An 18,228-nucleotide genomic window follows, 5' to 3' on the forward strand; every position below is an offset into this window, starting at 1 on the left:
ACATACAGTAATTTACTATTTATTTTAATCTGTGGGGAATATCCCCACAGGGAAAGGAGCTTCGCATGGCAAGAGAGGTTAAAAAAGATGCAAAGGAAGAAATGTTTAAGGTGTTTGGGGAGTTTGAGTCTGCTGAGGAAATAAACAAGAGTGCTGAGGGACTTTTAGAGGAGGGTGACAAGGAAAATCTTTATGTGCTTGCAGAGGAGAACGGATTGGATAAAGAGGATGTGGATGATTTTATTGACGGCATGGGTGCGTTTTGTACACCTTTTTCTGCGGCTGTCGGTAAGCTGAATATCGAAAAGAAATATGCAGACAAGGATACGAAGATGATACTTAATACTATTGCGGCAATGGCTATGACTTTGTGCAGGGATGAGTCCTTTGCGGCAGCAGTAAGAGGAAAAGGCAAAAGTATTAAAGAGATAATAGGCAGTATGAAAAGTGCGGCAGGCAAACATAAGACGGGCAGCATGGGAGTGTGCTGTGGCACTGACAAACAGCTTATTGCCGTTATAAAAGCATATTATCTTGATGGAAAAGAAGCTATGGAAAAGATGATTGAGTCATTGTACTAAGGGGGCAGAGAAAGATGAAGAAAAAAGCAATACTTAAGATACCTCCTATTCCTACGGAGTACAGTGAGCGTGGAAAGCGTTACAGCGTATCGGCAGGAGTGGTGGATATAGACGGCAGCAGTATATTATTACTTGATGTTTATCCCAAAAATCGAAAGAAACCCCTTAGGCGGATTATAGTCACTCCGGTTGATTATGGCATTTATGAATATGACACAAAGAACTGGTCGGGCAAATCAATAGAAAATTCAGAGATATGGTTTCCGCAGACAGTACCAACACTATATGCAAGCCGTGATATGGCTTATTCTAAAGAGACATATGACATAGTGGCAGGATATGCAAAGAAAGTTAAAACGATACGGTTTATTGACGAGAATTTGTTTTATGTTGTAAGGCAGCTTGAGAGTGCCATTGCAGGTGAAAAGGCAGACAGAGCATATAAGAGGCGTATGCAGCGGCTTAAAGAAAGATGCAGTTATGTAGAACCGCTTGACGATGAGTTTAAGGCATATTGCAAAAAGAAGTTTGACAGGTTCGGTAAGCATATCATGTGGTATAAGCGAAAAGGGCGGTATGCTGATTTTAAGTGTTCGGCTTGCGGTTGTGAGTACAGACGGGCAACTGAGTACGGTGTGAGCTATGAGAGTCAGAGTGAAAATATTGTTGCAACACCAAAGCAGGGTATCATAAGCCGCTGTGAGATATGTGGAGCAATGGGAAAGTACCAGGCAAGGGAAAGAAAGTTTAATGAACAACTGACATTCTATAAGGCAGATACTTACAAAGACGGACTTGTGATAAGAGAGGTAGCCGCATCACAGGTGATAAGAAAAGATGTGAAGGAGGCTTATGAATATACTGAGATGACAAGGCTTTTCATAACAAAGGCAGAGGAACATAAAGACTTTTGTTATTATGACGGTTGGACAGATAAGACAGAGTGGTATGACAGAAATAGTTCGGGGATGTACTCATACCAGAGTCCAAAAGGTTTTTTATACGAGCCGTCACTTGCAAATATAAAAAAATCAGCTTTTAAATACTGTGCCATAGACAGATTTTTAAGTAAATATCCTAAGTCAGATATTCACGGATATTTTAAGGCATATAGGAGATACCCGCAGCTTGAATATCTTGTGAAAATGCAGTTGTGGAAGTTGGCAGAGCCGCTTACAGCTAATTTTTACCAGACAAATGATATGGATATGGCAGCAGCAAGACCGGAGGATATGCTTGGAATACAGAAGAAAGATATACCTTATCTTGTAGAACAGGAGGGAAATATAACAATATTGAATATATGTCGGCTTCAAAAGCAGACGGGGCAGCAGTTTGAAATGATATATTGTGCATGGCTTTATGAGATACTTTCAGTCGGTTATTCATCACATAGGATATATGAGCAGCTTTTACAGATTGCTGAACATATGAGTATTAAAAGGGTTATAAATCAGCTTGCAAAGTATGTGGGATATGAAAGTCCTGATGATTTAGAGGGCGATTATCCTAACAGATTTGGTTATCATTATCTGAATGAAAGGGCAGGAAAATATCTTGATTATTTACAGATGCGTATAGAACTTGGTTATGACCTTAGTAACAATGTGTATTCAAAACCCCGTGACCTTGACGCAGCACATCAGGAAATGGTTATGCAGAGCGATGCAAAGAAGATAAAAGAAAAAAGCATGACTGCTGATGAAAAATATACACAGATACCAAAACTTATAAAACAGCTTTCAAAAGTTTATATGTATAAGGATGAAAAGTATCAGATAGTTATTCCAAAGTCGGCAAGTGACATAATCGAGGAGGGTCATGTACTTCATCACTGTGTAGGCGGGGATAATTATCTTCGTGCACATAACAGACAGACCAGTACAATATTGTTTTTAAGGCATAGCAAAAATCCGGATATAAGATTTGTCACTATTGAGATTAAAAAGGATCATATAGTGCAATGGTATGGAGCATATGATAAAAAAACTGAGGAGACAGAAGTTAATAAATGGCTTAGAACATACAGAGAAATAGTAAATAAAAGATTGTCTGCTGATACGCAGAAAATAGCATAGGAGGTTATATGGAACTTACTGAAAAGAAAACATACAAGGAATTTAAAGCAGAGCTTGACAAAGAGATGCTCGTGGCGGCAAACAGTTTTTGTAGGATAGGATATTTGTTAAGAATAGCAAAAGACACAACGATATTGCATGAGAGCGGATATGCAAATATAAATGATTTTGCCAAATCGGAATATAATTTGTCTAAGGACATGGTAAGCAGGTATATAAGGATAAATGAAAAATATTCGGAGGGTGGATACGGAGAGCATATAGCGGCTGCATACAAGGATTATGGAGTAGCTAAACTTGCCGAGATGATAACACTCCCTGATGCTATAGCTGACAATATCCCGCCTGAAATGACAAAAGGTCAGATACAAAATATCCGTAAAGAAGTGAGGGACGAAGAAAAGATAACAGATATAGAAGTAGCATTGGAAACACCTGAAAAGCCTGCAGAAGAATTTGAAAATATATTTGAACAGTGGATGTATGTCTATTTTAAAGAAAATAATGAAAAATTTAAAACGGCAGCAGAGCTTTTAAAAAAGTATTCAGGAAATCCGATGTATAGCGAAAAAGAATTTGCTGAAAAGTTTTCAGATATTTTGAGTCCGAGCGGTGTGGATATGATTCCGGCAAGGGTAAAGGGAATAGGAAAGCTGATGCTGTCAATAAACGGCATTGATGAACCACCTGTTATTATAAATGTCCGTACCGGAGAGGCAGAGGAAACGACATGGCAGCAGTTGACTGATGCGTTTAAATTTGTATATGAAATGTGTAATGAAGATATTAAAATTGAGCCGGATGTTGATGAAGATGAGCAGGATATTATAGAACATGAACATACTGCCGTTACTAAAGAAAAGTCGAGTGCTGTTGAAAATAAGCAAACAGAACAGAAAAGTGATATAAGCGGTGATACAGTATCAAAAGAACCTGAAAATGCTGTGAGTGGTAATGGTTTCGATGCAATGAATCCTCCGGAAGAAAATGACACAGAAGAAAGCGATGTTGTTTCCGGTCAGTATGAGATACACAATTATCCTGAGGTATTACCGGAGAATGAAAAGTTTGTACCGGCTTTTGGTGAGTGGGTATCGACGAGAAGAAAAGCCTGCCCTGATGAGCCGGGAGAATATATCGCATTTAGAAAGATTGATGAAGAACAGTGCAGGCAGTCGCTTATGAGTGTTGTAGAGGATAACGGGAAATTAAGATGGAGTTTTGCGGCGGACAGGATAATGTTCTGGATGCCATTGCCGGAAAATCCGGCACCTGAAGAATATTGATGGAGGTATAGAAAATGAGAGAGTATTTCAGAAACATAAGACAGAACCGTATAAAATTAAGAATGGCACAAAAGAGATTAAGAGATATGCAGGAAAACATGGCGGCAATATCCTCTCCTGACTTGTCAGGTATGCCAAAAGGCAGCCGCTCATCGGGAGATGCAAACATGGCACATGATGTATCTGAGATACTCGAACAGGAAAAATATATTGATATTCTCAAAAGCAGGACTGCGAGAGAAAGCATAAAGGCAGAGAAGATAATCCGAAGCTTAAAAAATCCAGTAGAGGCAGCAGTATTATTTGCAAGATATATTGATATAAAAGAGTGGAATGATATTGTGAAATTTATATACAGTGATAAAAAAGACCTCGACTATAATTTTGAGAAATATAAGAAAAGAGTGTATAGGGCACATAAAAAGGCATTTGAGCATTTGGAGGAAAAAAGAAATGAAAGTTAATAGGTTATGTTCAGGTTTAAGAGATAGAAATGGTCATTTTATTTTTGAAGGTGACATATGTATGCGCAATGGTGACAGGATGGAGCTTGTGAAAATATGCTATGGTGAATTTGATGTAATAGAACTTGAAAAATACAGAAGAGTTGACAGTGTGAAAGGCTGGTATTGTGATGTACTAATAACTGATGAAATGAGTTTAATGCGGCCATATAATATAAGACTTCCATTAAACAACTTTTACATTGAGCATTGGAACATGGAGATAGTCAGGGATGCTGAAATATATGACAAGTATTCTGATATAGAATACAATGCAACGGTTTTAAAAGAGACAGCAGAGTATAAAATAAATCAAAAAATTATATGTAATTTATAAAGTTTATATAATTTTAATAAAAATGGGAGTAAATGTCAGTGAATGTCACCTGAAAAGTATGATATTGTTATACTGCGAAGCAAAAGAAAAGTAACCTCCTTGTTAATTATGTAGATATGCGAAAGACCGGTGTAAAAGCCGGTCTTTTCAGTGTATAGGAAAATGCTTGTAATGTAGTGTGATGCCATTTTTTCTGTACACGGATATACATAAAACGAGTGAGGCGGCAGCAGAATGACCGGAGGTGAGCGGATGATTTATTCTAGAGGTTTAAGAAAAAAGGCAATAATCAGAAGATTATTAACAATATGGTTTTCATCCGTGTTCACAGGCGTTTTGCTTGGAATATTGCTTGGCTATATCATATTTTGAAAGGCAGGTGTGTTGTGATATGGCTAAATTAACAGAAAAGCAGCAAAGATTTGTTGAAGAATACCTCGTTGACCTGAACGCAACACAAGCCGCCATAAGAGCAGGATATTCAGTAAAAACGGCAGATGTGCAGGGCTCAAGGATGTTAAGAAATGTTAAGGTTCAAAGTGCTATTGGAGAGGCAATGGCATTGAGGAGCAGACGCACCGGCATAAATCAGGACAGAGTAGTCTTGGAACTTGCAAAGATAGCATTTGTCAAGATTACGGATATTGTAGAAAGCAGCGGAGAGATAAAAGAAGATGCCAGACCAGAGGACCTTGCCTGCGTAGAATCGATAAAACATAAATCTTTCAGCGGAGAAAACGGAACCAGTGAAGAGAGTGAGATTAAGATTTTTTCAAAACTGAAAGCACTTGAAATGCTCGGAAAACATCTTGGAATGTGGAATGACAAGGTAGATGTAAATGTTGCCGTGCCGATAGTAATATCCGGTGAAGATGCTTTGGAAGATTAGGTAAGTGCTTATGGTAAAAAATAGAATATCTTCACAGCACATATTCGCTTATCAGAAATTTATATTATATCCTGAAGAAAATAAAAAGACTAAGTCCGGAAAAGTAAATGTAAGACTGCCGGAGCTGGTCGGAAAAGGATATGGGACATACTGGAGATATAAGGGCAGGTATCGTGTATGTAAAGGTTCACGAGCGTCAAAGAAATCAAAGACGACAGCTCTATGGTATATCACCAATATGATGAAATATCCTGATGCAAATACGCTTGTAGTCAGAAAGACCTACAGGACTCTTAAAGATTCATGCTTTACCGAGTTGAAATGGGCTATTCACAGACTGGGTGTGGATGCACACTGGGATATAAAAGAATCGCCGCTTGAAATGACATACAAGTCGACAGGGCAGAAGATATATTTCAGAGGACTTGATGACCCGCTGAAAGTAACATCAATAACGGTTGATGTAGGCTGTCTGTGCTGGATGTGGCTTGAGGAAGCATATGAGATAAGTTCAGAAGATGACTTCAATATGCTTGACGAGTCGATTCGTGGAGCTGTTCCCGATGGCTCAGGACTTTTTAAACAGATAACGCTTACTTTAAACCCGTGGAATGAACACCACTGGATAAAGAAGCGTTTTTTTGATGCAAAGAAAGACCCTGATATACTTGCAATGACTACGAATTACAAATGTAATGAGTGGCTTGACGCAGCGGATTTAAAAGTTTTTGAAACAATGAAAAAACAAAATCCGAGAAGATACCAGGTAGCGGGACTGGGAGACTGGGGTATAGTTGACGGTCTTGTATATGAAAACTGGGAAGAAAAAGCGTTCTCGATTGAGGATGTAAAGAAAATATCAGGAGTAAAGACAGCATTCGGACTTGATTTCGGTTATACGAACGATCCGAGTGCTTTATTTTGCGGTTTTATTGATACAAACAGCAAAACAATATGGGTATTTGATGAAATGTATAATCCGGGCATGAGCAACGAGTCGATTGCCACGGAAGTTGAAAAGATGGGTTATCAGAAAGAAAAGATAACAGCAGATTCAGCAGAACCAAAGTCAATAGACCGTTTGAGAGAACTTGGACTAAAGGGCATAAGAAAAGCCAGAAAAGGAAAAGACAGTATCAACAATGGTATTGATTTTATACAGGATTATCACATTATCATACATCCACGATGTGTAAATTTCATCACAGAGATAAGCAACTATACATGGGATACAGATACAAAAACAGGAAAAAAGATAAACAGATCGATTGATGATTTCAATCATCTTATGGATGCAATGCGTTATGCACTTGAAGATATATCAAGAGGTGATGCGTTTAGCTTTGATTAGGAGGAAACAGTGAACGGATTTAACAGATTGATTGACAGGATAGCTCATTTCATACTTTACGGAGTAAACGGCGATATGAGCGACAAGGAATTTCTTGAACAGTCCATAATGCGGTGGAAGAACTCACCCGAAAGGCATATGCAGATAAAAGGGCACTTATATTATGACAATGAGCACGACATACTGATGCGAAAAAGGACAATGATAGGTGAGGACGGCAAACTGCAGGTAGTTGAAAATCTTCCGAACAACCGTAATATAGATAACCAGTATGCAAAGATGGTAAATCAGAAAAGTAATTATCTGCTTGGCAATCCGTTCACGATAGAAACGGACAACGAACAGTATTCAGAGCTTCTGAAAGAGGTTTTTAATAAAAAATTTATGAGGACTTTGAAAAAGTCAGGTAAGTATGCCTTAAATGGAGGTATGGCATGGCTTTATCCTTATTATGATGAGGAGGGCAGTTTTACTTTCAGACTGTTTCCGTCATATGAGATACTTCCGTTCTGGGCGGATTCAGAGCATACAAAGCTGCAGGGTGCGGTAAGGCTTTATCTTGTAGCCGGCTATGAAAAAAATATTCCCGTGGTTATAGAAAAAGTAGAAGTGTTTGACATGATGGGGGTGCACAGATATGTGCTTGACGGTGCCACACTCATTCCTGATGTGACTGTAAATGAACAGGACAGTTGTTATGTGACTATGACGGACGGAGACAGGGCAGCAGACGGTTTAAACTGGTCCCGCATACCTCTTATACCTTTAAAGCGAAATGAGCTTGAAACACCGCTTATAAAGAATGTAAAGACATTGCAGGATGGTATAAATGTAATGTTATCTGATTTTGAAAATAATATGCAGGAGGACGCAAGGAATACAATACTTGTATTAAAGAACTACGATGGAACAAACCTCGGAGAGTTCAGAAAAAATCTTGCCACTTTTGGAGCTGTCAAAGTCAGATATGACGGAGATACAAAGGGCGGCGTCGAGACTCTGGAGATAAATGTAAATGCAGAAAATTATAAAAGTATATTAGAGATATTCAAAAAAGCACTAATAGAAAATGCAATGGGCTATGATGCCAAAGATGACAGGCTCGGCGGTAATGCAAATCAGATGAATATCTTATCAATGTATTCAGATATAGATTTAGATGCAAATGATATGGAAACAGAATACCAGGCGGCATTTGAAGATATTCTGTGGTTTGTAAATATGCACCTTGCAAATACGGGGCACGGTTCATTTGAAAATGAAAAAGTAAACATAATATTCAACCGTGACATTCTGATGAACGAGGGAGAGATAATTGACAACTGCCAGAAATCATCGGGACTTATATCAAATGAAACCATAATAGGCAAACATCCGTGGGTGGATGACCCAAAACTTGAAATGCAAAGGATTGAGGAGCAGAAGCAGAAAGAGCAGGAGGAAGCCGCATCTATGTATGAGCCGTTCGGGCAGCAGGACGAGGAGGACGGACAGCAGGATGATGAAAAACAGGAAGAAACACCGGATGAGCGGAAAAAGAAAGAGGATGCAGGTGAAGAATAGTGCCAAATGCAGATTATTGGAAAAAGAGGTTTTTACAGCTTGAAGCAGCACAAAACCAAAAAGGAAAAAACTGTTGTAAGGAAATCGAACAGCAGTACCAGACATCAATAAAAAGTATAGACAAGAAAATAAATGAGTGGTACGGCAGACTTGCCGCAAACAATGATGTGACTGTGCAGGATGCGTATAAACTGCTCGATGCAAATGAACTTAAGGAATTTAAGTGGGATGTAAACCAGTACATAAAGTACGGCAGGGAAAACGGTGTCAACGGCAGATGGATGAAAGAGCTTGAAAACGCATCTGCCAAATATCACATATCAAGACTTGAAGCCATGAAAATGGATTTAAGGCAGGAGATTGAAAGCCTGACAGCCGGTCAGCAAAAGACTATAGATAAAACAATGCGAAATGTCTACAAAGATGGCTATATGCACACCGCATATGAAATTCAGAAAGGTATGCACATAGGCTGGGACTTTTCCACAATAGATAAAAGAAAGATAGACAAGGTCATAAACAGTCCGTGGGCGGCAGACGGTAAGAATTTCTCTGAACGCATATGGGGCAATGGAACAAAACTTGTCGGTGAATTAAACCAGATACTCACACAAAATATAATACTCGGTGAAAGTCCTCAAAAGGCAATAGATAAATTGTCAAAAAGAATGGATGTATCAAAGAGGGCAGCAGGCAGGCTTGTTATGACAGAACAGGCCTTTTTTAGTGCCGCATCGCAGAGAGAAGCCTTTAAGGAACTGGATGTAGAAGAATTTCAGATAGTGGCGACGCTTGACAGTCATACATCAAATATCTGTAGGAAAATGGATAGAAAACACTTCCCAATGTCAGAGTGGGAGGTCGGAGTAAATGCACCGCCGTTTCATGTATATTGCAGGAGCACAATAAAACCTTATTTTGATGATGAGGAAGAACTGGGCATAGTAGGAGAGAGAGCCGCAAGAAATGAGGACGGTGAGGTCTATTATGTGCCGGGGAATATGACATATAAGGAGTGGGAACAGGCATTTGTAAAAGGCGGGGCAAAAGATGATATGGAGCAGTTGAGTTTGCCGCTAAAAAAGATGCAAAATGGGTTGGAAGATGATATAATGAAATTGTCAGATAATGAATTGGGAGCAATTATAAGATATAAAAGTTTTGACTCCTATGTGATAAATGAAGTACTTAGAAACACAGACGATATTACAAAATTAAGTAATGAACAGCAGAGGTTTATAAATTTGTTAGACAGTGCATTGTCAAAAGTTCCGAAATATAAAGGTGATTTATTAAGAACTGTTGATTTTTCAAGTTGGTCGGATGCTGAAGAAAAAACAAGGGGTTTTGTAGAAAGTTTTGTGGTTGGGAAAATAACACACATACCACAATATTGGAGTACAACGACAGGAAAGGTGGATGTTGGTAATTCAGAAATACAGATTTATATTCTCGGTGCTAAAAATGGACATGATATAAGAAATATAGGATTAAATGAGAATGAGGTGCTTTATGAAAGAGGTTCAAAATTTTTAGTTATAGATAAATATTTTGCTGATGACAAATGGAGCATTTTGCTTAGGGAGGTATAGATATGTTGACTGCGAGAGAATGGATTTTATTGCCACAAGAAGAACAGATAAAAAGAGGAAAAGAGCTTTCACCAGAGGAATGTAGAAAACTTAGAATGGAATTGTCAATACCTAAGTTTGTAACAATAGGAGATGGTGAATTGACAGAGGAAGAAAAAGAAGAAGCATACACACATAAAATGCTGGAGAAAGTAATGCATGAATTTGGAACGCTTGCTCCGGATAAGCATCTTACTGACGACGAGGATGTACAAAACAATGAGGATGGGGACAGTAAAAAATGACAACACTAATAAAAACATTAAATATCACAAATGCAGAGCTTAATGTGATTACAGCAGGCAGGAGATTACCGCTTGCAAGGTTTGCTGGAAAGATAGAGATAAAAGAAATAAAAAACATAACTCCGATATTAGGCAGACAGTGTAAAGGTGAAAAGATAATTCATGCATCATTTATGCTGTGTGAGGATATTGAATATCAGATACAAAATGAGTTCAATTCGGGAAAAGTATATGAAGCCTTAGGAGATGTGCAGGGTGAGAGTTCATGTGAGCGTTTGCTTTTTTCGGGACTTCGATATGAGGACATGGAGCCTGTGAGTGGGAAAGTAACATTCGAGGTAACGGATTTAGAACTTATAAGAAAAATGCTTGATATGTGATTAAAGAGGTGAATGGCTTGAGATTATATAATATATATTATCTTTGTAAAACAGCAAAACGAAGTATTGATGAAATTACTTTTTCTGATTTTAATGGTTCAAGAGAATTTGAAATAAATGGGTGGGAAAATGGAATTACAGCTTTGAGTTTACTAAGGGAAATGGAATTTATCAAAGATTATGCAGATAATGCAATAAAAATCATTCCTGTATATGTAAGAAGTGATGCAAATCCAAGAATAGACGCTGTTACAAAAACAAATTTTAACAGTGTTTTAAATGAGATAAAAATCAGACTAGACTCGGTGGTAAAATTATATGAGTCATTAGAAGCTGGTGAAGCTAAAGAGGGAATTGATATAAAAATACCAAAGTGTAATGATTTAAAAGAATATATACAATACATGAAAGATATTGATTTTATATTAAGTCAGTGTCCTTTTATAAGTGGAAGTGGAGAGGAGATTGTTTTTAACACGGTTGATGTGGGTTCTATGTGGTTGTCTCTTTTTATTAAGGCGGCAGCAGGAAGTCATGTCATTATGTCGATTCTTTCAAAAATGTCGGAGATTGCAACGCAGTTTCGTTCTAATAAAGTGGTTATAAATCAACAGAAAGAAATTCTTGAAACTATGCGGCAAAAAAATGAAGTAGGGCAGGAGATGATAGATACCTTTAGAAGAATGAAAACGCTTATGCTTGATGATGCAGTATCTCAAATAGAGGAAAGTAGTGGTATAAAACTTGTAAATGAGGAAGAACGAGATAAGGCAAGGAGGGCTATAGATACATTTTCCGAACTTTTGGACAAGGGTGTAGAATTGTATTCGGCAATAGAGACACCGGAAGATGTAAAGGTAAAATTTCCTTTTGCTGAAAATGACCCTTTACTGTCGGAGGAGGCTTTAAAGCTGATTGAGGATAAGGAAGAAATAGAAGATTAAAAAAGTTGCACCGGTGCAACCATAAAGATATTAAAAGACCAGATTTTTTCATGGTCTTTTTTTTATACATAAAATTGCCGGGTATGACAAGGCATTAAACCGATACGGAAAGGATGGTGTAGATATGACACGACAGGAACTTGAAGATTTAGGTCTTGACAAAGAGCAGGCGGACAAAGTTCTTAGCATCAACAAAGCTGATGTGGAGGATGCAGGCAAAGAAGTGCAGACCGAAAATGCAAATCTCAAAAAGCAGGTTAAAGAGCGTGATAAACAGCTTGAGAACCTGAAAGCATCTGCCGGTGACAATGAGGAGCTTAAGAAACAGATTAAACAGCTTCAGGAGGATAATAAGACGCAGGCAGCAGCACATGAAAAGGAACTTACACAGCTTAAAATTGATACGGCTGTTGATAAGGCACTTACGGAGAGTGGTGCAAAGAACAATAAGGCAGTAAGAGCATTGCTTAATCTTGATGATGCAGCGTTGTTAGATGACGGGCTTGTAAAAGGTCTTTCGGAACAGATTGATAAACTTAAGGCAGACGACGGCTCAAAGTTTTTATTTAGTGAGTCTGAGCAGCCACAGACAAAGTTTACCGGATTTCAGCCGGACAGTTCATCAATGGTGCCAAATTCAAAGCAGGCAGGCTATGAAGCAAGACTTGCGGAGGCAAGAAAGAACGGCAACCAGTTAGAAGTTATCAATATCAAACAGGAAGCATTTCAGAATGACGGGATTGCTTTAATGTAAAAGAAAGGAAAGGTGATAGAATATGCCACAGAATGTAGCAGGGACAGGTAACACATTTAATTTACCAAATTATGCGGGTGATCTATTTACGGCATCACCTACACAGACACCGTTTTTATCTATGATAGGCGGATTGACAGGTGGAAAACAGACAGATAATTTTGAATTTTCAACAGGTGTTGAGTATTCACTTCCGGAGGCAGTACAGCCTGATATTTCAGAAAACGCATCAGTGACAGCTCCGGCAGCAGCACATATAGCAAGAGATCAGAAAACAAATGTCGTGCAGATTCATCAGGAGACAATAGACCTGACATATGCAAAGCAGTCAAACAGCGGCAGGCTGTCAGGTTTAAATTCGGCTAATCAGTCGGCAAATCCAAATGATGAAAAAGCATTTCAGATTCAGCAGAAACTTATTAAGATTGCAAGAGATGTAGAGTTTTCATTCCTCAATGGAACTTACAATAAGACAACGGATGGAGATACGGCAAACAAGACCCGTGGAATGTTGGAACTTTGTACTTCGGATGCAGGAACATCCATCGATGCAAAGAGTGGCGCATTATCTAAGGATATGCTGGATCAGTTGTTTAGGGAAATGGCTGACAACGGAGCAATGTTTGGTAATATGGTACTTTTCTGTAATTCATATATTAAACAGGTTATAACAAATCTGTATGCTGATTTCTTCAAAGCACAGATGCAGATGACACAGAACATTGCCGGAATGAACATCACACAGATTGAAAGTGATTTCTGTAAGGTCGGAATATGCTATGATCCGTTTATGAAGAAAGACGGTCTGCTTGTGGCAGATGTGGCACAGATAGCTCCTGTATTCCAGCCGGTACCGGGAAAAGGAAACTTTTTCGAGGAGGAACTTGCAAAGAATGGTGCATCTGACAGAATACAGATTTATGGCCAGATAGGACTTGCACATGCACCGGCATTTTTACATGGTGCAATAACAGGACTGGAAGTAAAATAAAGCGAGGTGATAAGAATATGTATATCATAAATAAAAAGCCTCTTACTGCAAATATCATATGGGATAAGGAAAAAGGCTGTCAGCTTTGTAAATTTGTAAATGGCAGATTTGAAACAAATGATACAGAGCTTGCGGAAAAACTTCGTGATATGGGATATGAGATATCGGGCGAGCCTGATGAAGAAAAGAAATCAGACGAAGAAACTCCGGAGCCTGATGTACAGACCAAAGGAAGAACAAGGAAAGGCAAGTGATAAGGTATGTTTAATACAGATGCGGTCTTAAAACGATTATCTTCTTTGGGGGTTGAAACTGACAGATCAGATGAGTTTGCAATCACATTTGCCGTTGAGAAAGTGAGAAGCACGATAAAAAATGAAATAAACTGGCAGGATGTTCCGGAGGGGCTTGAACATATAGCTGTTGATATGGCAGTGGGCGAATTTCTCTTAAGCAAAAAGACATTTGCCCCTGAGAGCCTGAACATAGATTTATCATATGCTGTTAAGCAGATACAGGCAGGAGATACGAACACGGTGTTTGCCACGGGGGAAAGTTCGCTTACTCCGGAGCAGCGGCTTGATAATTTTATCAATTATCTTAGGTCATATGGAAAGAGCGAATTTGCATCATTCAGGAGGATAAAATGGTAGATGTGGTAAACAAAGCATTTGAAGCCGCAAGAAAGGCACAGGAAGCAGCATACAGCGGTAAAATGACAGTGTATGAACATAAGAAAGTCAAAGATGAAAAAACGCATCTGACGGCTTTTAATGATGTGGCGGTGCTTAAAGACATACCGTGTAAGCTGTCTTTTCAGAGTAAACAGGCGGCAGCAGATACGGCAGCGGCAATGGCGGTATCACAGACTATTAAATTATTTATGGCACCTGATATAAACATAAATCCCGGAAGTAAGATAACAGTGACGCAAAACGGTGTGACAAAGGATTATACATACAGCGGTGTACCTGCAGTATATGTGACACATCAGGAAATAGTGCTTGAATTGTTTGAAAGGTGGGCTTAGATGGCTGGAATGGGCAGTGTGGATTTAAAAGAGTTAAGAGAATTGCAAACAAAACTAAACAGGATAAGTCAGAGTGATGCCGAAAAATTTTGTGAGTCATGTGCCAAAGAGATTGCGGCAAGACTGCTCAGAAAGGTTATCAAAAGGACACCGGTTGGCGATTATTCAGATACATATGACCTTGAGGATGACAGCGAGAATAAGTTTCTTGTAATGTCCTCAAGAAAGGGTGGAACACTGCGCAGGGGCTGGACTTCGTCCAGTGGCTCTGATGGAGGAACATCTAATGTTGAGGACTTCGTATCAGGTCTTGAGATAAGGAATACAGGTAACGCATATGAAGTGGAGATAATAAATCCTGTTGAATATGCAAGTTATGTCGAGTACGGCCACAGACAGACACCGGGCAGATATGTGCCGGCGATAGGAAAGAAACTTAAAAGTGGCTGGGTAGAGGGTCGTTTTATGATGACAGTATCCGTGCAGGAGTTACAAAATGCCGCCCCAAAGATAATTGAAAAGAAAGTTCAGAAATTTTTGGAGGGAGTGTTTAATGATGATAACCGGGATAGCTGAGTCAATAAGTAATGTGCTTTATTCAGAATATGGATATGAAAATTATATAGAGAGTATAGAGCAGGGTTTAGATGAACCTTGCTTTTTTATTCAGAGCTTAAAGCCGGGGATAAAAAAGTATCCGGGAAAAAGATATTTAAAGCAGAACCCGTTTTGTATCCAGTATATTTCAGAAAGTACCACAAAAAGGGAACTGTACGATATTGGAGAGAACCTGTTAATGCTTCTTGAGACAATACCGTATGACTCAGGTTTGCTTCGTGGTACGGATATGAGCTATGAGATAACGGATGATATTTTACATTTTTTTGTAAATTATGATTTCTTTGTAAGAAAGCCGGAAGAGGATGTACCAAGAATGGAAAGCGTGAACTCCAGAGTTAAGGCGAAAGGATAGGTGATGATTATGCCGCAAAACAAAAATAAGTCCGTAAGTGTCCGAAAAATGGATGCTGCGGCAGATAATAAAAAATCTGAAAATAAGCCACAGGCTGAAATCAGATTTAAGAAAGATAATCTGGTAACATCTGCCAGATATATTGATAAGAAAGATGTTGTCAATGCCGTGCTTGAAGATGGAAAAGAGTACACATTGGCAGAGGTTGATGAGCTTATCAGAAAATTTATGAAAGGTAAGGTGAGATAATGGCATTAGGTGGAGGAAGTTTTACAACGCAGAACAAAGTATTACCAGGAACATATATAAACTTTGTGTCGGCTGCGGCGGCAACGGCAAGCCTGTCTGACAGAGGTATATGTACAATGCCGCTTGAACTCGACTGGGGTCCTGACGAACAGGTCTTTACTGTGACAAATGAGGACTTTCAGAAAAATTCAAAGATGATATTCGGATATGCGTATGACAGCGACAAATTAAAAGGGCTTCGTGACCTTTTTATCAATGCTGTAACGCTTTATGCGTACCGTTTAAACAGCGGTGGAAAGAAAGCGTCAAGTGACATTGCCGAGGCAAGATATGCAGGCACGAGAGGAAACGATATTACGATAAGTGTTTCCAAGAATGTGGATGAACCGTCAAAATTTGATGTAGTAACATATCTTGATGCCTCAAAAGTTGACAGTCAGACAGTTGCAAATGCAAAAGAGCTTGCAGCAAATGATTATGTTGTATTTAAGGCAGATGCAGAGCTTACCGTGGCAGCAGGGATTAAACTCTCAGATGGAACAAACGGAACCACATCCGGAGAATCTCATCAGAAATATCTTGATAAGATTGAGTCCTTTGCCTATAACGCAATGGGTGTTGTGGTGGAGGATGAAGTTACAAAGAGACTTTATGTATCATTTGTTAAAAGGCTTCGTGATGAGATGGGAATCAAATTCCAGCTTGTATTATACAACTACAAAGAAGCAGATCATATGGGAGTTATCAGCGTGAAAAACAAGGTACTTGATGATGGAGAGTCTGCAGCATCACTTGTGTATTGGACGACAGGAGCAGAATGTGGATGTTCCATCAGTGCATCTGTGCAGAACAGAGTATATGATGGCGAGTTTGAAACTGATACTGATTATACGCAGACACAGCTTAAGACGGCTTTACAGAGAGGTGAATTTGTATTTCATAATGTGAGCGGTGAAGTCCGTGTACTCGATGATATAAACACGATGGTGACGACAACTGACACGCAGGGAGATGTATTCAAAGATAATCAGACTATCAGGGTCATTGATCAGATAGCAAATGATGATGCTGTTTTGTTTAATACAAAGTATCTCGGAAAGATGCCAAACAACCAGGCTGGCAGGACTGCACTGTGGACTGACCTTGTAAAACTCCGCAAAGAGCTTCAGCGTATTGGAGCAATAGAAAACTTTAATGAGTCAGATGTTAAGGTTTTACAGGGTGATACAAAGAAAGCTGTAGTAGTTGAAAATGCTGTAACTGTAGTTAATGCAATGTCAAAGATGTATATGACAGTCACAATATCGTAAAAAGGGGGATATTCAGATGCCAGAAGAGACAAAGAAAAATGTTGTTATGCTTGCAAAAGATACGGTAGCGGCACCTCTTGCCGAGTGTTATATCACTATAGGCGATAGAAGATATAACTTTATGCAGGCATTAAATGTTGAAGTGACATTTACAAAGACAAAGAGTAAGATTCCTATTCTCGGTCAGACGGGAAAAGGAAATAAGGCAACCGGATGGGAGGGTACCGGTAAGGCAACTTTCCATTACAATACATCTGTTTTCCGTGAGATGATGTACAACTATAAGGAATCAGGCTTGGATACATATTTCGATATGACTATAGTCAATGAGGACAAAGGTTCAGCGGCAGGACGACAGGAGATCGTGCTGACAGGATGCAATATAGATGGTGGTGTACTTGCAAAATTTGATGCTGACGGAGAGTATCTTGACGAGGATATGGATTTTACATTTGAGGACTTTAGTATTCCTAAGAAGTTTGCTGAATTAACCGGATTTTTAATGTCGGAATAATGAAAAGAAGCTGTAGAACAAAATAAATTTATAAAAGAAAGGAAATAAAAATATGTCAAACTTAAGCAGATTTATGAAAAATAACAAGATTCAGAAGAAAAATGAGGAGTACGCACCGACTAAGTCAATGCTTGGTAGTGATGGAAAGCCACTCCGCTGGGAATTTAAGCATATCAGTTCAAAACTTAATGAGTCGATTCGTGATGACTGCACAATAGATGTTCAGGTAAAGGGTAAGCCGAATATGTATCGTCCTAAACTTAATACATCAAAGTATCTTGTAAGTATGATAGTTGCTTCTACGGTAACACCAGATCTTTATAACAAAGAACTTCAGGACAGCTACGGGGTAAAGAAACCTGAGGACCTTGTATATGAAATGGTGGATGATCCGGGAGAATATCAGGATTTATGCACATGGGTTCAGGATTTCCAGGGCTTTTCTGATTCATTGGATGACAAGGTGGAAGAGGCAAAAAACTAATAAACGGAGGGGATAATGAAGCCGCATACGCTCATTATGCCCTTCATAAACTTAAAATCAGACCGTCAGAATGGATTGAGATGGAAGAAAGTGAAAAAAGTTTTATTATAGCTTCGATAAATATTGTTATTGAAG

At 38.8% G+C, this 18,228-nt stretch carries 23 protein-coding genes; all 23 read left to right on the plus strand.

What is annotated here, in order from left to right:
* Positions 1 to 65: 65 nt before the first annotated feature.
* The 23 genes from DW721_RS06955 (at position 66) to DW721_RS07065 (ending at position 18,093) form a co-directional block, all read left to right on the plus strand.
* On the plus strand, positions 66 to 581 hold the full coding sequence (locus tag DW721_RS06955) for a hypothetical protein (protein ID WP_118745272.1): 516 nt from the start codon (positions 66 to 68) through the stop codon (positions 579 to 581).
* Between the two features lie 14 nt (positions 582 to 595).
* Positions 596 to 2,659: a PcfJ domain-containing protein gene (locus DW721_RS06960; RefSeq protein ID WP_118745273.1), complete on the plus strand. Its 2,064-nt coding sequence runs from the start codon at positions 596 to 598 to the stop codon at positions 2,657 to 2,659.
* 8 nt (positions 2,660 to 2,667) lie between these two features.
* Positions 2,668 to 3,945 (plus strand): hypothetical protein, encoded by a 1,278-nt coding sequence (locus DW721_RS06965; RefSeq protein WP_118745274.1) that lies wholly within the window; start codon positions 2,668 to 2,670, stop codon positions 3,943 to 3,945.
* 14 nt (positions 3,946 to 3,959) lie between these two features.
* Entirely contained in the window at positions 3,960 to 4,409 is a 450-nt protein-coding gene (locus tag DW721_RS06970; protein ID WP_118745275.1) for a hypothetical protein, read from the plus strand.
* Complete coding sequence (locus DW721_RS06975) at positions 4,399 to 4,785, plus strand: hypothetical protein (protein WP_118745276.1); 387 nt, start codon at positions 4,399 to 4,401, stop codon at positions 4,783 to 4,785. The genes DW721_RS06970 and DW721_RS06975 overlap by 11 nt, the downstream gene beginning before the upstream one ends.
* Positions 4,786 to 5,176: 391 nt before the next feature.
* Positions 5,177 to 5,674 (plus strand): terminase small subunit, encoded by a 498-nt coding sequence (locus DW721_RS06980; protein WP_118745277.1) that lies wholly within the window; start codon positions 5,177 to 5,179, stop codon positions 5,672 to 5,674.
* Positions 5,675 to 5,684: 10 nt separating this feature from the next.
* On the plus strand, positions 5,685 to 7,025 hold the full coding sequence (locus DW721_RS06985; RefSeq protein WP_118745318.1) for a PBSX family phage terminase large subunit: 1,341 nt from the start codon (positions 5,685 to 5,687) through the stop codon (positions 7,023 to 7,025).
* A gap of 9 nt (positions 7,026 to 7,034) precedes the next feature.
* Positions 7,035 to 8,588: a phage portal protein gene (locus DW721_RS06990; RefSeq protein WP_347560358.1), complete on the plus strand. Its 1,554-nt coding sequence runs from the start codon at positions 7,035 to 7,037 to the stop codon at positions 8,586 to 8,588.
* Positions 8,588 to 10,180, plus strand: coding sequence for a minor capsid protein (locus DW721_RS06995; protein ID WP_118745278.1), 1,593 nt, complete (start codon positions 8,588 to 8,590; stop codon positions 10,178 to 10,180). The genes DW721_RS06990 and DW721_RS06995 overlap by 1 nt, the downstream gene beginning before the upstream one ends.
* 2 nt (positions 10,181 to 10,182) lie before the next feature.
* A complete protein-coding gene (locus DW721_RS07000) occupies positions 10,183 to 10,464 on the plus strand; it encodes a hypothetical protein (RefSeq protein WP_118745279.1) in 282 nt (93 codons plus the stop codon).
* Positions 10,461 to 10,844 carry a hypothetical protein gene (locus DW721_RS07005; RefSeq protein WP_118745280.1) on the plus strand — a complete coding sequence of 128 codons (384 nt, stop codon included), beginning with the start codon at positions 10,461 to 10,463 and terminating at the stop codon, positions 10,842 to 10,844. The genes DW721_RS07000 and DW721_RS07005 overlap by 4 nt, the downstream gene beginning before the upstream one ends.
* 17 nt (positions 10,845 to 10,861) lie before the next feature.
* Positions 10,862 to 11,788, plus strand: coding sequence for a hypothetical protein (locus DW721_RS07010; RefSeq protein ID WP_118745281.1), 927 nt, complete (start codon positions 10,862 to 10,864; stop codon positions 11,786 to 11,788).
* A gap of 124 nt (positions 11,789 to 11,912) precedes the next feature.
* Positions 11,913 to 12,542, plus strand: coding sequence for a phage scaffolding protein (locus tag DW721_RS07015; RefSeq protein ID WP_118745282.1), 630 nt, complete (start codon positions 11,913 to 11,915; stop codon positions 12,540 to 12,542).
* 22 nt (positions 12,543 to 12,564) lie between these two features.
* Positions 12,565 to 13,533 (plus strand): DUF5309 family protein, encoded by a 969-nt coding sequence (locus DW721_RS07020; protein ID WP_118745283.1) that lies wholly within the window; start codon positions 12,565 to 12,567, stop codon positions 13,531 to 13,533.
* A 17-nt stretch (positions 13,534 to 13,550) separates the two neighbouring features.
* Positions 13,551 to 13,787, plus strand: coding sequence for a hypothetical protein (locus DW721_RS07025; RefSeq protein ID WP_118745284.1), 237 nt, complete (start codon positions 13,551 to 13,553; stop codon positions 13,785 to 13,787).
* 6 nt (positions 13,788 to 13,793) lie between these two features.
* Entirely contained in the window at positions 13,794 to 14,186 is a 393-nt protein-coding gene (locus tag DW721_RS07030) for a hypothetical protein (RefSeq protein ID WP_118745285.1), read from the plus strand.
* The gene (locus DW721_RS07035) at positions 14,180 to 14,563 is read left to right on the plus strand and encodes a hypothetical protein (RefSeq protein ID WP_118745286.1); all 384 of its coding nucleotides are present in this window, start codon (positions 14,180 to 14,182) and stop codon (positions 14,561 to 14,563) included. The genes DW721_RS07030 and DW721_RS07035 overlap by 7 nt, the downstream gene beginning before the upstream one ends.
* A complete protein-coding gene (locus tag DW721_RS07040) occupies positions 14,564 to 15,139 on the plus strand; it encodes an HK97 gp10 family phage protein (protein ID WP_118745287.1) in 576 nt (191 codons plus the stop codon). It begins immediately after the preceding gene.
* Complete coding sequence (locus tag DW721_RS07045) at positions 15,117 to 15,536, plus strand: DUF6838 family protein (RefSeq protein ID WP_118745288.1); 420 nt, start codon at positions 15,117 to 15,119, stop codon at positions 15,534 to 15,536. Before DW721_RS07040 ends, DW721_RS07045 begins: the two co-directional genes overlap by 23 nt.
* A 9-nt stretch (positions 15,537 to 15,545) precedes the next feature.
* Positions 15,546 to 15,785 carry a hypothetical protein gene (locus DW721_RS07050; RefSeq protein ID WP_243035969.1) on the plus strand — a complete coding sequence of 80 codons (240 nt, stop codon included), beginning with the start codon at positions 15,546 to 15,548 and terminating at the stop codon, positions 15,783 to 15,785.
* Positions 15,785 to 17,095: a phage tail sheath family protein gene (locus tag DW721_RS07055; RefSeq protein WP_118745289.1), complete on the plus strand. Its 1,311-nt coding sequence runs from the start codon at positions 15,785 to 15,787 to the stop codon at positions 17,093 to 17,095. Before DW721_RS07050 ends, DW721_RS07055 begins: the two co-directional genes overlap by 1 nt.
* 16 nt (positions 17,096 to 17,111) lie before the next feature.
* Positions 17,112 to 17,609, plus strand: coding sequence for a phage tail tube protein (locus DW721_RS07060; protein ID WP_182436253.1), 498 nt, complete (start codon positions 17,112 to 17,114; stop codon positions 17,607 to 17,609).
* A 52-nt stretch (positions 17,610 to 17,661) separates the two neighbouring features.
* Positions 17,662 to 18,093, plus strand: coding sequence for a hypothetical protein (locus tag DW721_RS07065; RefSeq protein WP_118745290.1), 432 nt, complete (start codon positions 17,662 to 17,664; stop codon positions 18,091 to 18,093).
* The last annotated feature ends 135 nt before the right edge of the window (positions 18,094 to 18,228 follow it).

This window comes from Clostridium sp. AM27-31LB (assembly GCF_003480745.1).
Taxonomy (GTDB): Bacteria; Bacillota; Clostridia; order Lachnospirales; family Lachnospiraceae; genus Butyribacter; species Butyribacter intestini.